Source organism: Paenibacillus phocaeensis (genome assembly GCF_900021165.1).
In the GTDB taxonomy this organism is placed as follows: Bacteria; Bacillota; Bacilli; order Paenibacillales; family Paenibacillaceae; genus Fontibacillus; species Fontibacillus phocaensis.
In genome coordinates this window covers 16,124-30,119 of record NZ_FCOQ01000026.1, presented here as the reverse complement: position 1 = coordinate 30,119, position 13,996 = coordinate 16,124, and the positions used below count along the sequence as shown (strand labels likewise).

General features: G+C 53.1%; 12 protein-coding genes. All 12 read left to right on the top strand.

The features are described 5' to 3' along the window. The first annotated feature begins 23 nt into the window (after window positions 1-23). Window positions 24-515, top strand: a complete 492-nt coding sequence (locus BN3795_RS17480; RefSeq protein ID WP_068785984.1) for a YajQ family cyclic di-GMP-binding protein — start codon at window positions 24-26, stop codon at window positions 513-515. 147 nt (window positions 516-662) lie between these two features. Continuing rightward, a complete protein-coding gene (gene rimO, locus BN3795_RS17475; protein WP_068785983.1) occupies window positions 663-1,991 on the top strand; it encodes a 30S ribosomal protein S12 methylthiotransferase RimO in 1,329 nt (442 codons plus the stop codon). Beyond that, window positions 1,988-2,575, top strand: coding sequence for a CDP-diacylglycerol--glycerol-3-phosphate 3-phosphatidyltransferase (gene pgsA / locus BN3795_RS17470; RefSeq protein ID WP_068785982.1), 588 nt, complete (start codon window positions 1,988-1,990; stop codon window positions 2,573-2,575). The genes rimO and pgsA overlap by 4 nt, the downstream gene beginning before the upstream one ends. A gap of 47 nt (window positions 2,576-2,622) precedes the next feature. Further along, entirely contained in the window at window positions 2,623-3,873 is a 1,251-nt protein-coding gene (locus BN3795_RS17465) for a competence/damage-inducible protein A (RefSeq protein WP_068785981.1), read from the top strand. A 907-nt stretch (window positions 3,874-4,780) separates the two neighbouring features. Further along, on the top strand, window positions 4,781-5,842 hold the full coding sequence (recA, locus tag BN3795_RS17460; RefSeq protein WP_068785980.1) for a recombinase RecA: 1,062 nt from the start codon (window positions 4,781-4,783) through the stop codon (window positions 5,840-5,842). Window positions 5,843-5,958: 116 nt separating this feature from the next. After that, entirely contained in the window at window positions 5,959-6,822 is an 864-nt protein-coding gene (locus BN3795_RS17455; RefSeq protein WP_110945232.1) for a regulatory protein RecX, read from the top strand. 320 nt (window positions 6,823-7,142) lie between these two features. Next, entirely contained in the window at window positions 7,143-8,684 is a 1,542-nt protein-coding gene (gene rny, locus BN3795_RS17450; protein WP_068785979.1) for a ribonuclease Y, read from the top strand. A gap of 102 nt (window positions 8,685-8,786) precedes the next feature. Then, entirely contained in the window at window positions 8,787-9,581 is a 795-nt protein-coding gene (locus tag BN3795_RS17445; protein ID WP_068786033.1) for a TIGR00282 family metallophosphoesterase, read from the top strand. A gap of 165 nt (window positions 9,582-9,746) precedes the next feature. Next, window positions 9,747-10,007 (top strand): stage V sporulation protein S, encoded by a 261-nt coding sequence (locus BN3795_RS17440; RefSeq protein ID WP_006286829.1) that lies wholly within the window; start codon window positions 9,747-9,749, stop codon window positions 10,005-10,007. 91 nt (window positions 10,008-10,098) lie between these two features. Next, window positions 10,099-11,052, top strand: a complete 954-nt coding sequence (locus BN3795_RS17435) for a dipeptidase (protein WP_068785978.1) — start codon at window positions 10,099-10,101, stop codon at window positions 11,050-11,052. A gap of 226 nt (window positions 11,053-11,278) precedes the next feature. Beyond that, window positions 11,279-13,054, top strand: coding sequence for a 2-oxoacid:acceptor oxidoreductase subunit alpha (locus BN3795_RS17430; protein ID WP_068785977.1), 1,776 nt, complete (start codon window positions 11,279-11,281; stop codon window positions 13,052-13,054). Beyond that, complete coding sequence (locus BN3795_RS17425) at window positions 13,041-13,907, top strand: 2-oxoacid:ferredoxin oxidoreductase subunit beta (RefSeq protein ID WP_068785976.1); 867 nt, start codon at window positions 13,041-13,043, stop codon at window positions 13,905-13,907. The genes BN3795_RS17430 and BN3795_RS17425 overlap by 14 nt, the downstream gene beginning before the upstream one ends. Window positions 13,908-13,996: the final 89 nt, after the last annotated feature.

Genomic DNA, 13,996 nt, shown 5'->3' with positions numbered 1-13,996 from the left:
AAACCGAGAAAGGAATGTGACTTATGGCTTCGGAAAATTCTTTCGACATCGTTTCAAAAATGGACATGCAGGAATTGACCAACGCAATCGATCAGACGGAACGGGAAATTGCGAATCGTTTCGATTTCAAAGGAAGCAAAAGTGAGCTTAAGCTGGAAAAGGACGTGCTCGTGATCCTTTCTGATGATGAGTACAAGCTCGGTGCCGTTATCGACATCCTGCAATCGAAGATGATCAAGCGCGGTTTGCCGATCAAGAACCTCGATTACGGCAAGGTGGAACCGGCCTCGCTGGGCACGGTGCGGCAACGGATTAACCTGAAGCAGGGAATTGACCAAGAGAATGCCAAGAAAATCAACGTGCTGATCCGCGACTCCAAGCTGAAGGTCAAGAGCCAGATTCAAGGCGATCAAATTCGCGTCACCGGCAAGAGCAGAGACGACTTGCAAGAAATTATGCAGATGCTGCGCAAAGCGGATTTGACGGTGGATTTGCAGTTCACCAATTTCAAATAAAGCGAACGGTCTCCAGCGGTATTCTCCAACTGCGGAGGCCATTTTCATATTTTTGACAGCATCGGTTCTGGAATATTATACTTGTATAGGTTGTTCAATCCTTAGTATGACGGGAATTCTGGCTTTCAACGATGGGGGAAATGGTTCATGACTGAAAAGGTAAAAATCGTGACGCTCGGCTGCGAGAAAAATCTGGTGGACTCGGAAATTATGTCGGGCCTGATTGATCAGCGCGGCTATTCTTTGGTGGATAATCGCGAGGATGCAACCGTCATTATCGTCAACACCTGCGGGTTTATCGATGCGGCCAAGGAAGAGTCGGTCAACACGATTCTGGAGCTCGCCGATCTGAAGGAAAGCGGGCGGCTGAAGGCGCTGATCGTTTCCGGATGTTTGACGCAGCGATATAAGCAAACTTTAATGGAGGAAATGCCGGAGATCGACGGGATCGTTGGTACGGGGGATTTTCACCATATTAACCGGATCGTCGACGAAGCGCTCAAAGGCAAGAAGCCGGCGCTGGTTGGCAATCCTGTCTTTAATTATGAGCAGGCCCTGCCACGCAAGCTGTCCACGGCCAGGTACACGACTTATGTGAAAATCGCTGAGGGATGCGATAACAACTGTACCTTTTGCAGCATTCCGATCATGCGCGGAAAGTTCCGCAGCCGCTCGATGGAATCGGTTCTGGAGGAAGTGCGGAGCATGGCGGCCCAAGGCGTGAAAGAGATCAGTCTGATCGCGCAGGACTCCACAAATTATGGAACCGACCTTTATGGGGAGTTTAAACTGGCCGAGCTGATGGACCGGGTCAGCCAGGTGGAAGGAATTGAATGGGTGCGATTGCATTATGCTTATCCGGGCTTTTTTACCGACGAGCTGATCGAGATGATGGCGACCAACCCGAAAATTTGCAAATATGTGGATATGCCGCTGCAGCACAGTGAGGACGCCATTCTGAAGCGCATGCGCCGTCCGGGCAGAAACCGCGACATTCGCGAGCTCGTTGCCAAGATTCGGGCACGAGTTCCTAACGTTTCGCTGCGCACTTCCCTGATCGTCGGGTTTCCAGGAGAGACGGAGGAGGATTTCGAGCGGTTATGCGAGTTTGTGCGGGAATTGAAGTTTGACCGGCTGGGGGTATTTACCTATTCCAAGGAAGAGGATACGCCGGCATCGCGTTTGTCGGACCAGGTTGACGAGGATGTGAAAGAATGGCGGGCCAACACGCTGATGGAGATTCAGCGGGAGGTTGCCAATGCGAACAGCGGCAAGTACATCGGCCAGGTCTTGGACGTGCTGATTGAACGATATGACGGGCGCAGCGATGTCTATGTGGGGCGCTCGCAATTCGATGCCCCGGAAATCGACGGCGAGGTCTATGTCACGAATTGCCCCGTCGGGCTTGGAGAAATAACTAAAGTGCGGATTACGCATGCTTTTGACTATGATTTATCCGGGGAGGCTGTCCTGTGAATTTGCCCAACCGTATCACGTTAACCCGTATTTTTATGATTCCGGTGATGCTGGTCTTCTTATTAGTGGATGCCGGATGGCTGTCCCATGAGCTTACGCTTGGCGCATACTCGCTGCCTGTCAATCAATTGATTGCGGCGGTGTTGTTTATCGTCGCTGCCAGCACCGATGGAATTGATGGTTATATCGCCCGTAAATATAACCTGGTTACCAATTTAGGCAAACTGCTGGATCCGCTTGCCGATAAGCTGCTTGTCGGTACGGTATTGATCGGTCTTGTGGCTTTGGGCAAATGTGATGCCTGGATCGCGGTGATCATTATCGCCCGCGAGTTTGCCGTGACCGGCTTGCGAGAAGTCGCCCTTCTGGAAGGCTCCGTGATCGCGGCCAGCAAGTGGGGCAAAGCGAAGACGATCACGCAGATCATCGCTATTTCGGCGCTGCTGCTGAACAATTTTCCGTTCGAATGGCTGTCGTTCCCGTTTGATGATGTCGCAATGTGGCTGGCGGCGGTGATCACGTTGTATTCGGGTATCGATTATTTCGTTAAGAATAAGAGCGTGCTTTCTTTTTCCAAAGCATAAACTGAGGTTGGATGGTTGGACGGAAATCTTGAAGGAGGCTGCAAAAAGTGAAAGCGGAAATTATCGCGGTCGGCACAGAGTTGCTGCTCGGCCAGATCGTGAATACCAATGCGCAGTACTTAGCGCAGGAGCTTGCCGCGTTGGGAATCGACGTGTATTTCCAAACGGTGGTCGGCGATAATAGGAACCGGCTGGCGGAAGCGGTGAGAACGGCTTCGGGGCGGGCGGATGTATTGATCTTTACCGGCGGGATCGGGCCGACGCAGGACGATCTGACCAAGGACGCGCTGGCAGCGGTGCTGGGCCGCTCGCTCTACATCGATCCGGATGCGATGGCGAACGTCGACCGTTTCTTTCAGGGACGCGGGGTCCCGATGACGGAGAACAACCGCCGTCAGGCGCTGGCAATTGAGGGAGGCACGCCGCTTCCGAATGAAACGGGACTGGCGGTGGGCAATGCGCTGTCTGTAGACGGCAAGTTTTATATTGTGTTACCTGGACCGCCGAAGGAAATGAAGCCGATGTTCGAGCGCCAGGCCAAGCCTTGGATACTGGAGCATGTGCTGACCGGCGAGATGCCCATCTATTCGCGGATGCTGAAGTTTGCAGGGATTGGCGAATCGGCGCTGGAGACGAAACTGCTGGATCTGATTCAAGCTCAAAACGATCCTACCGTTGCTCCTTACGCGAAGGAAGGCGAAGTGACCATTCGGATATCCACTAAGGCGGCGAGCGAGCAGGAGGCGGCGGTGAAGTTGGATGCGATGGAGCGCGAGATCGCCTCGCGGCTGCCGGAGCACTTATACGCCAATGTAGATGAGCCGATCGAGAAGACGATTCTCGACGGGATGGCTTCCCGCGGCCTAACGCTGAGCGTGGCCGAAAGCTGCACCGGCGGCCTGCTCATGGAGATGTTCACAGCGCTGCCCGGCAGTTCGGCCGTGTTCGCCGGAGGGATCGTGTGCTACTCGAATGAGATGAAGGAGAAGCTGCTCAACGTGCCGCATGACCTGCTGGAAGGCGATGGCGCGCCGGGCGCGGTCAGCGCGGAAACGGCCAAGGTGCTGGCGGAGCAAGTGCGTCTGACCGTAGGGACGGATTTCGGTCTGTCGATCACCGGCGTGGCGGGTCCGGCCCATTCCGAACGCAAGCCGGTCGGCCTGGTGTACATCGCGATCTCGCGCCGGGGGGCGGACACCCGCGTCTTTGAGCTGAACCTTAAGGGCAATCGCGAGATGATCCGGCTGCGCGCGGCGAAGTCGCTCTTGTATCGATTGTGGCGGGAGTTGCAGGGATAACGGCGCCATCGGTGTGAGCTTTTTCTTTTTTCTTTTTTCCTTGTTCGCGGGGCTCCTTTTGATCTTTATCCCTTTCGATCAGAGATGAGGGGGACGGAGTATGAGATCGAATTAAGGGAAGGCTCCTCGGCAACATGCTTCCGCATGAATCATCCTTTCGCAGGCTCTTGCACCATGGAAGAATATGACATATAATGAAGGCACGGAAGAACCGTAGCAAACTGATTCAGTTGTGCTGCGGTTCTTTTTTTGTTGTTGGAGTAATTATGGAGGGGAGTGAGTGGGGAGGTGAGTAAGAAGGTGAGTAAGAAGGTGAGTAAGTAGGTAAGTAAGGAGTAAATTACGCTTACATGGACGCAGGTTGGGACGGTGATTATCGGTGGACTAGTTGGGGGCGTGTAAGTAGTGGGGACGGACTAGCGTGCGGATAGGTCGGGACCAGGATCTGTTCGAAAAATCATATATAATGGTGCTTCGAAAGAACAAATTCACTCGATATGTATGAAAAATCGAATATAATCATGCGCTAAGGGAACGAAATCAGCAAATGTACATGAAAAACCGAACATAATCGGCTCTTACAGCTAATCTCGACGAGATATATATGAAATTTCATACATAACATAAATGCAACGTGTCTCTTCCACTACAGTTAGCGCATTTCCGAACAAAACAGCATCTTTGGAGCTGTGAAAATGAGTTGCGCAAGGCAGGAGTTGGGAGGGGAGTGTCTCGGTTTGGAGGTCTGAAAAAAATTGCGAATGTATGTTCGAAAAAATGCTTGGCAAACATACCAAAACAAGGTACAATGATATACAAGAAGAGTTACGAATGGCCCTTGAAGCATAATGAAATCAAGTAACTTCAGTATCCAATGTTTGATATCTAATTTAAGGATGTGAGCTGATTGTCAGATCGTAAAGCAGCGCTGGAGATGGCGCTTCGCCAAATAGAAAAGCAATTCGGTAAAGGTTCAATCATGAAGCTGGGAGAATCGACGCATATGCAGGTAGAGATCGTTCCAAGCGGATCGATCGCTCTGGATATCGCCTTGGGTACCGGTGGACTTCCGCGCGGACGGATTATCGAAGTCTACGGGCCGGAATCTTCCGGTAAAACGACGGTAGCGCTGCACGCGATCGCTGAAGTTCAGAAGATCGGCGGACAAGCTGCCTTTATCGACGCCGAGCATGCGCTCGACCCGTCTTACGCCAGCAAGCTGGGCGTGAACATTGATGAACTCCTGTTGTCCCAGCCGGATACAGGGGAACAAGCATTGGAGATTGCCGAGGCGCTCGTGCGCAGCGGCGCGGTCGACATCATCGTCATTGACTCCGTTGCGGCACTGGTGCCCAAAGCGGAGATTGAAGGCGAGATGGGGGATTCGCATGTCGGCTTGCAGGCCCGCCTGATGTCCCAAGCCCTGCGGAAGCTGTCTGGGGCGATCAGCAAGTCGAAGACGATCGCCATCTTCATCAACCAGTTGCGTGAGAAGGTTGGCGTGATGTTTGGCAACCCGGAAACGACGCCGGGCGGACGCGCGCTGAAGTTCTATTCGACGGTTCGTTTGGACGTGCGCCGCGTCGAGACGATTAAGATGGGCAACGATATGGTGGGCAACCGGACGCGGGTTAAGGTTGTGAAGAACAAGGTTGCGCCTCCTTTCAAACAAGCCGAAATCGACATTATGTACGGCGAAGGAATTTCCAAAGAAGGCAGCCTTATCGACATCGGGACGGAGCTGGATATCGTGGATAAGAGCGGCGCCTGGTATTCCTATGCCGGCGAACGCCTTGGACAGGGCCGCGAGAACGCGAAGCAGTTCTTGAAGGAACATCCGGAAATCGCGAATACGATCGAGGCGAAAATCCGCGAAGCCAGCAATCTGACCACATCGGTAGCTCCGGCTTCCGCCAGCGATTTGGAAGCGGAGTTGGAGGAAGAACAAGCGCTGTTCGGAGATGAATAAGCTCGTTAAGCCGTAACTATCAAGCGCTCTGACCGCCGGCAATTCGCCGGGTCAGGGCGCTTTTGCGGTATAAGGGAAGGCGTTGAAATCTTAGGCGGAAGCGGAGGGACAGGAAAATGAGTGGTTGGGGAACATCGCGGGGGAAGGCTGCGGGAAGAGGAGCCGGATCTACCTCCGGCAAGCGCAGCGAAGACGAGATTGTAGATATTTCCGACGAGTCGTTCTGGGAGCCGCTGGCGCGTCAGACTGACCGGGATCAGCGCGGGACAGAACCGTCTCAAACGGAAGAAACCTCCGGTTTGGACGCCTTTCCGGAGGACACTGAACTGGAGATCACGTCCGTCCTGATGCTAAAGCGGCCGAAGCATCGTTATCGGATCTCTTTTGGCGCCTATTCGCTGGAGGTCCATGAGGACGTGATGATCAAATACCGCATGATCAAAGGTGCGGTATTCACCAAAGTGGAGTTGGAAGAGATTGTGTCGGCCGACGAGCGGCAGCAAAGCTACGCCGACGCTTTGAAGTATTTGAGCCTGAAGCCGCGGACGCAGTTTGAAATCGCGCATCGTCTGGGGGAGAAGGGCTGGAGTGAGGAGACCATTCAAGACGTCCTTGCCCGATTGCAGTCCGAAGGGTATGTGGATGATGCCGCATACGCCCAGGAATGGGCCTCTCAACGCGTTAAGCTGCGCGGGAAGGGGAAGCTGTGGGTCAAGCATGAACTGCGCCAGAAAGGCGTCTCCAAGTCGCATATCGAGGATGCGCTTGGTGAAGTCAGCGAGGATGACGAGTTTCAGAGCGCCCTTCAGCTTGGGTTGAAGAAATGGCAAGGAACCACGGGGGAGCCGCTCGATCGCAAACGCAAAACCGGCGCCTTCTTGCAGCGCCGCGGGTTCAGCGGAGGAGTCGTGTCCCGGGTCATGCGCGAACTTGGCAGCCGGGAACAAATGCATGGAATGGACGATTGGGACGAAGAATAAGGGGGCGGGAGGGAACTCCTGTCATTAGCTTGACAATATCTTTTGTCAAATAATAAAATGAACATGAATCCATATTGTCAGAGGCCCTTTTTTTCCTTCCAAAATTATGGGTCAGAAGATAGGATTTGTGTTCTCCAATCATGAGGGCAAAGTGCCCCCGCTTGGGTTAGCGGTAGGGTCATGCATTGCAGCATGAACTGCTGAACTGAATGGGCAAGTCATGAATTTTTTGTATGAATGATGAACCTAGAAACGAAAAGTAACTACAACTGCAAACATCCCAAGGAATGCCTTGGAGGAAACAACGGGGAGGTGAACAGATGAGTGATTTAGTCTGGATCGTTCTCGTTGCAGCCGCTTTATTCTTTGGGTTCGTGATCGGGTATTTTATTCGCAAGTCTCTTGCCGAAGCTAAAATTTCCAGTGCAGAGCACGCAGCCAGCCAAATCTTGGAGAATGCCAAGAAGGACGCGGAAGCACTGAAAAAGGAAACGGTTCTGGAAGCCAAGGACGAAGTCCACAAGCTCCGGACCGAAGCTGATAAAGACATTCGTGAACGTCGGAATGAAATACAACGACAAGAAAGACGATTGTTGCAAAAAGAAGAGTCGCTGGATAAAAAATTAGAATCGCTTGAACGTAAAGAAGAGCAAGTGGTTAGCAAAGAGAAACGAATCGAAGAAACGCAGCAGCAAATCGATTTGATTTACAAGAGTCAGGTTCAGGAGCTCGAACGGATTTCCAACCTTACGATGGAAGATGCCCGTTCGATCATTTTGAACAACGTGGAGCAGGAAGTTCGCCATGAAACCGCGCAAATGATCAAAGACATTGAACAGCAAGCGAAGGAAGAAGCGGACAAGAAATCCCGCGAGATCATTACGCTGGCCATTCAACGTTGCGCGGCCGATCATGTGGCGGAGACGACGGTTTCCGTCGTAACGCTGCCGAACGAAGAGATGAAAGGGCGGATTATCGGCCGGGAAGGCCGGAATATCCGAGCGCTCGAAACCTTGACCGGGATCGATCTCATTATCGACGATACGCCGGAAGCGGTGATCCTGTCGGGCTTCGACCCGATTCGCCGCGAAATTGCCCGGACGGCCCTGGAGAAATTGGTCGCGGACGGGCGGATTCATCCGGCTCGTATCGAAGAGATGGTCGAGAAATCCCGCCGGGAAGTGGACGAACGCATTCGCGAATATGGCGAACAAGCTACGTTCGAAGTGGGCGTACATGCCCTGCACCCGGATTTGATCAAGATTTTGGGACGACTCAAGTTCCGGACAAGCTACGGTCAAAACGTTCTGAAACACTCGATGGAAGTCGCTTATCTGGCTGGGTTGATGGCTGGAGAGCTAGGCGAAGACATCGCTCTTGCCAAACGGGCAGGCTTGCTGCACGATATCGGTAAAGCGCTTGATCATGAAGTGGAAGGGTCTCATGTCGAAATCGGTGTGGAACTGGCGAAGAAGTATAAAGAACATCCGGTGGTGATTAACAGCATTGCCTCTCACCACGGCGATTGCGAAGCCACCTCTGTCATTGCCATGCTGGTTGGCGCGGCCGATGCTTTGTCGGCGGCAAGACCGGGCGCGCGTCGGGAAACGCTCGAAACCTACATCCGTCGGTTGGAGAAGCTCGAGGAAATTTCCGAGTCGTTCGAAGGCGTCGAGAAATCGTTTGCCATTCAGGCGGGCCGTGAGGTGCGCGTGATGGTGCAGCCGGATAAGATCGACGATGCGGAGGCATTCCGCTTGGCGCGTGACATTACCAAGACGATTGAAAGTGAACTGGATTATCCGGGTCATATCAAAGTAACCGTGATCCGCGAGACGCGGGCGGTTGAATACGCCAAGTAAAGGTTATGCTGAAAAGTGGCCCCTCGCGGGCCGCTTTTTCATTGCCTGGACGACCCCAAGCTCTTAAGGGCTGCGGGTCAGTGGTCAGAGGAGGGAAACAGCATTAAAATTCTGTTTATCGGAGATATCGTCGGAAATACGGGGCGCAAAGCGCTAAAGGCGACGCTGCCCCATTTAAAATCGAAATACAACCCGCATATCATCATCGCCAACGGGGAAAACGCTGCGGCCGGGCGGGGTATTAACGCCAATATCGCCAAGGAGTTCTTCGATCAAGGCATTCATGGCTTAACGATGGGTAACCATACCTGGGATAATAAAGAGATTTTCGACTTCATTGATGACGAGCCGCGGATGGTCCGGCCGGCCAATTACCCGCCGGGCACGCCGGGTCAGGGATTTACGGTGATCAAGGCAGGCGGCAAGGAACTGGCCGTGGTGAATTTGATGGGCCGCACCTTCCTGCCGGCCATCGACGATCCTTTCCGGGCTGCCGATGAAATCGTCGGACAATTGTCCAAGAAGCATAAATGCATCCTGGTGGATTTCCATGCCGAGGCGACCTCCGAAAAAATCGCCATGGGCTGGCACCTGGACGGCCGTGCTTCGCTAGTCGTGGGGACGCATACGCATGTGCAGAGCAACGATGATACGATCCTGCCGCAAGGAACGGCTTACCTGACCGATGCCGGCATGGTCGGCTCGCGCGAAGGCATCCTGGGCATGGAACGCACGGCGGTGCTGCGCAAGTTCACGACCCAGCTTCCCGTTCGCTTCCAAGTCTGCGAAGGGAAATGGCATTTCCACGGGGTTCTCGTCGATGTGGACGAATCCACGGGGAAAGCGCAGAAAATCCAAAAGATCCGCTTGCTTGAGGATGAATGGATTATGGATTAACGAAGCCGCTTCCGATTTAGGCGGCGATGCCACAAAACGCCGGGAAGTCCGTCAAATCAAGGCCTCTCGATACTTCTCCTCCCGGAAAAAGAAGGAATATCCCAAATTCTCACGAATATCTTCTAAGTAGTGGAATTAACGATTATTCCCAGGGAGGTACTAACCATGGAAGTATTAAAGGTTTCAGCAAAATCCAACCCCAATTCCGTTGCTGGTGCGTTGGCTGGCGTACTCAGAGAACGTGGCGCTGCTGAACTTCAGGCCATTGGGGCGGGGGCTCTTAACCAAGCCATCAAAGCCGTAGCGATCGCCCGGGGATTTGTCGCGCCAAGCGGCGTGGACTTGATTTGCATTCCAGCCTTTACCGACATTGTGATCGATGGAGAAGATCGTACCGCGATCAAACTGATCGTAGAACCGAGATAACGTTTTAATAGAGATGATGCCTGTTTACGTCCGTAGACAGGCTTTTTTGTTTTTTTCGGCAAAAACTAAACCTAACTGAGGAGGAGAGAATATGAAATGGCCTATCATCGATTTTCATTGCGACGTTTTAAGTAAAATGCAGCTGGATCCCAAGCTGGACTTTGCCCGGGACCGCCGGTTAGACGTCAACTTGCGTCGTCTGGAGGAGGGCGGGGTGAAGCTGCAAACCTTCGCGATATATCTGTCCGACCGATTGGGCCCCCCGAAGATGGAGCATATTCTGGGCCAGATCGACTTGTACCGGGAAAGGGTTCAACCGCTGGGGGTGCTTCCTGTGCAATCTGTGGAAGATCTCGAATCTCTGGAACAAGGGGATGCCGTTGGAGGGCTGCTGTCGCTGGAAGGGGCGGACGGGCTGGAAGGCAACTTGCATTATGTGCGCATATGTTATGAGAAGGGAGTCCGCTTCCTCGGACTGACCTGGAACTACGCCAACTGGGCCGCCGACGGGATTATGGAGCCGCGGAACGGCGGATTTACGCCGGCAGGGCTGGAGTTGGTTAAATTATGCCATGAGCTCGGAATCGTTCTCGATGTTTCGCATTTGTCGGTCAAAGGGTTTTGGGAGCTCCAGGAGCTCGCGGAATCCGCCGGCAAGCCGTTTATCGCATCGCACTCCAACGCGTATCACGTATGTCCGCATGCGCGGAACCTTCGCGACGATCAGATCCAAGCGATCATCAAGCTGGGCGGGCGAATCGGCGTAACCTTCGTGCCGTGGTTCGTCAAAGAGGGGCGAGGCGGAACCAGCAAAGATTTGCTGCCGCATATCGAGCGGATTTGCTCCTTGGGAGGGGCAGCCAACCTTATGTTCGGCTCTGACTTCGACGGGATTGCAACCCATTTATCTGATTTTCGACATTCGGGACAGTACGCAAACTGGCAGGAAACGCTGCTGAAATATTACCCGGAGGAGCTTGTCCGCGGATGGTTGTACGACAACGCAGCCGCGTTCCTGCGCGCTTGGTTGCCTTCTCACAAGTAAGCGCTTTAATTGATCCAATTGTGAGAACGAATTGATCGAAAACTACTATATGAAAAAAGGCTAGAAAACGCTTGCTTTTTACCAGGTTGAGACATAAAATTGACATGACTCTGAAACAGAATGTTCACAAACAACGGGTCGGAATGTGACCTCTTGCACGTTAACATTCAATTTGCATCATTATTCTATTTTTTCCATTGCGATACGATTAAAGGGGTGGGCGATCTTGATTAGTCAATTGTCTTGGAAGATCGGTGGACAGCAGGGCGAGGGCGTTGAAAGTACAGACCGGATTTTTTCGACGGCTTTGAACCGGCTGGGATATTATTTGTACGGGTATCGGCACTTCTCTTCCCGTATTAAAGGCGGTCATACGAATAACAAAATCCGGATCAGTACCAAGCCGATTCGCGCGATTTCCGACGACTTGGACATTTTAGTCGCTTTTGACCAAGAAAGTATCGATTTGAATGCACAGGAGCTACGCAGCGGCGGGGTGATTGTGGCGGATGCCAAATTTAACCCGACGGTTCCGGAGGGCGTGGATGCCCGTTTGTTCCCGGTACCGATTACCAGTATCGCCGAAGAGCTTGGAACTTCGCTGATGAAGAACATGGTCGCTTCGGGTGCATCCTGGGCGCTGCTCGGCCTTCCGCTTGAAGTATTCAATAAAGCGGTGGAAGAGGAATTCGGACGCAAAGGACCTGCGATTGTCGAGAAGAATATCGAAGCGGTAAAACGGGGCGCGGATTTCGTGCTGGAGCTTGCCGGAGGGCCTCTGGAGGAATTCAAGCTCGAACCGGCGGACGGGAAACAGAAGTTGTTCATGATCGGCAACGATGCCATTGGCCTGGGGGCTGTTGCGGCAGGCTGTCGGATTATGAGTGCTTACCCGATTACCCCCGCTTCTGAAATTATGGAATATTTGATTAAGAAATTGCCGAAATTTGGCGGCACGGTTGTGCAAACCGAGGACGAAATCGCTGCAATTACGATGGCGATCGGCTCGAGTTATGCGGGCGTTCGTACGATGACAGCGTCGGCGGGACCTGGCTTGTCCTTGATGATGGAAGCGATCGGCTTGGCCGGCATGACCGAAACACCGGTAGTCATCATCGATACGCAGCGTGGCGGTCCAAGTACGGGCTTGCCAACGAAGCAGGAGCAGAGCGATATCAACGCGCTGATCTACGGCACGCATGGGGAAATTCCGAAAATCGTGATTTCGCCTAGCTCCATCGAGGAATGTTTCTACGATACAGTAGAAGCGTTCAACCTGGCGGAGAAATACCAAGTGCCGGTGATCGTGGCGACGGATCTGCAGCTATCTCTTGGCAAGCAGTCTTGCGAAATGCTGGATTACAGCAAAGTCGCGATCGATCGCGGTTATCTCGTGAAGGATATCCCGGACCGGGAGGATTCAAGCATGTTCAACCGTTATGCCTTTACGGAAAATGGGATCTCCCCGCGGGTGCTGCCAGGTGAGAAGAACGGCATCCACCATGTGACCGGGGTTGAGCACGACGAATCCGGCCGTCCTTCGGAAAGCCCGGTGAACCGGAAGAAGATGATGGATAAGCGTCTGCGGAAGCTTGCCCAACTCGAAGTGACGAATCCGATTCATCTGCAAGCACCGCATGCCGAACCGGATTTGCTCATCATCGGTATGGGATCAACGGGCGGTACGATTGATCAAGCTCGGGAGCGCTTGTCCGAGGATGGCATGAAGACGAACCACATGACCGTCCGGCTGCTGCATCCATTCCCGACCGAGCAAGTGCTGCCGCAAATCGCGAAGGCGAAGAAAGTCGTTGTTCTGGAGAACAACGCGACCGGCCAATTGGCCAACCTGATCAAACAAAACGTCGGCTATCACGACAAAATCGTGAACGTGCTGAAATATAACGGCAATCCGTTCCTTCCTTCGGAAGTCTACGAAGAGTGCAAGAAGGCAGCCGGGAATAAAGCGCAGGAGGAGTTGGTGAAAAATGGCAACGATTAAAGAGTTCCGTAATAACGTTAAACCTAACTGGTGTCCGGGCTGCGGCGATTTCTCCATTCAAGCCGCGATCCAACGCGCCGCAGCGAATGTCGGTCTTGAACCGGAACAGCTCGCCGTCATTTCCGGGATTGGTTGCTCCGGCCGGATCTCCGGCTATATCAACGCTTACGGCTTGCACGGGATTCACGGACGCGCGCTGCCGATCGCCCAAGGCGTAAAGCTGGCGAACCGCGATCTGACCGTTATCGCATCCGGCGGGGACGGCGACGGCTTTGCCATCGGGATGGGCCACACGGTGCATGCCATTCGCCGCAACATCAACATCACCTACATCGTCATGGACAACCAAATCTACGGGTTGACCAAAGGGCAAACCTCCCCGCGCAGCGGCGAAGGCTTCAAAACGAAAAGTACGCCGGAAGGTTCGGTGGAATCGACCTTGTCGCCGCTCGAAATCGCCTTGGCGTCCGGCGCCACCTTCGTGGCCCAGTCGTTCTCCAGCGATTTGAAGCAGCTGACGTCCTTGATTGAGCAAGGCATCCAGCATGAAGGCTTCTCCTTGATCAACGTGTTCAGCCCTTGCGTCACCTTTAACAAGGTGAACACGTACGACTGGTTCAAAGAGAATATCATCAATCTCGAGACCGTCCCGGATTATGATCCAAGCAATCGGGCGATGGCCATGGCTAAGCTGATGGAGACGAACAGCATGATTACCGGGCTGATCTACCAGAACAAAGAGAAGAAGAGCTATGAAGATCTCGTCCACGGCTTCAAGAAGGAGCCGCTGGCTTACCAGCCGCTCGCGTTGTCCGAGAACGAGTTTGACAATCTTGTAGCAGAATTTAAATAATGAGGTTAAAGGCGTCCATTTCTGATGGACGCCTTTTCCTTTTTGTCGTCATTAGGTGTATAATGAGTAACGATGTGAATCGTCATCGA

Coding starts and splice junctions, on each gene's coding strand:
- BN3795_RS17480 (WP_068785984.1), top strand. CDS start 24: ATGGCTTCGGAAAATTCTTTCGACATCGTTTCAAAAATGGACATGCAG.
- rimO (WP_068785983.1), top strand. CDS start 663: ATGACTGAAAAGGTAAAAATCGTGACGCTCGGCTGCGAGAAAAATCTG.
- BN3795_RS17455 (WP_110945232.1), top strand. CDS start 5,959: ATGAGTGGTTGGGGAACATCGCGGGGGAAGGCTGCGGGAAGAGGAGCC.
- rny (WP_068785979.1), top strand. CDS start 7,143: ATGAGTGATTTAGTCTGGATCGTTCTCGTTGCAGCCGCTTTATTCTTT.
- BN3795_RS17440 (WP_006286829.1), top strand. CDS start 9,747: ATGGAAGTATTAAAGGTTTCAGCAAAATCCAACCCCAATTCCGTTGCT.
- BN3795_RS17435 (WP_068785978.1), top strand. CDS start 10,099: ATGAAATGGCCTATCATCGATTTTCATTGCGACGTTTTAAGTAAAATG.
- BN3795_RS17425 (WP_068785976.1), top strand. CDS start 13,041: ATGGCAACGATTAAAGAGTTCCGTAATAACGTTAAACCTAACTGGTGT.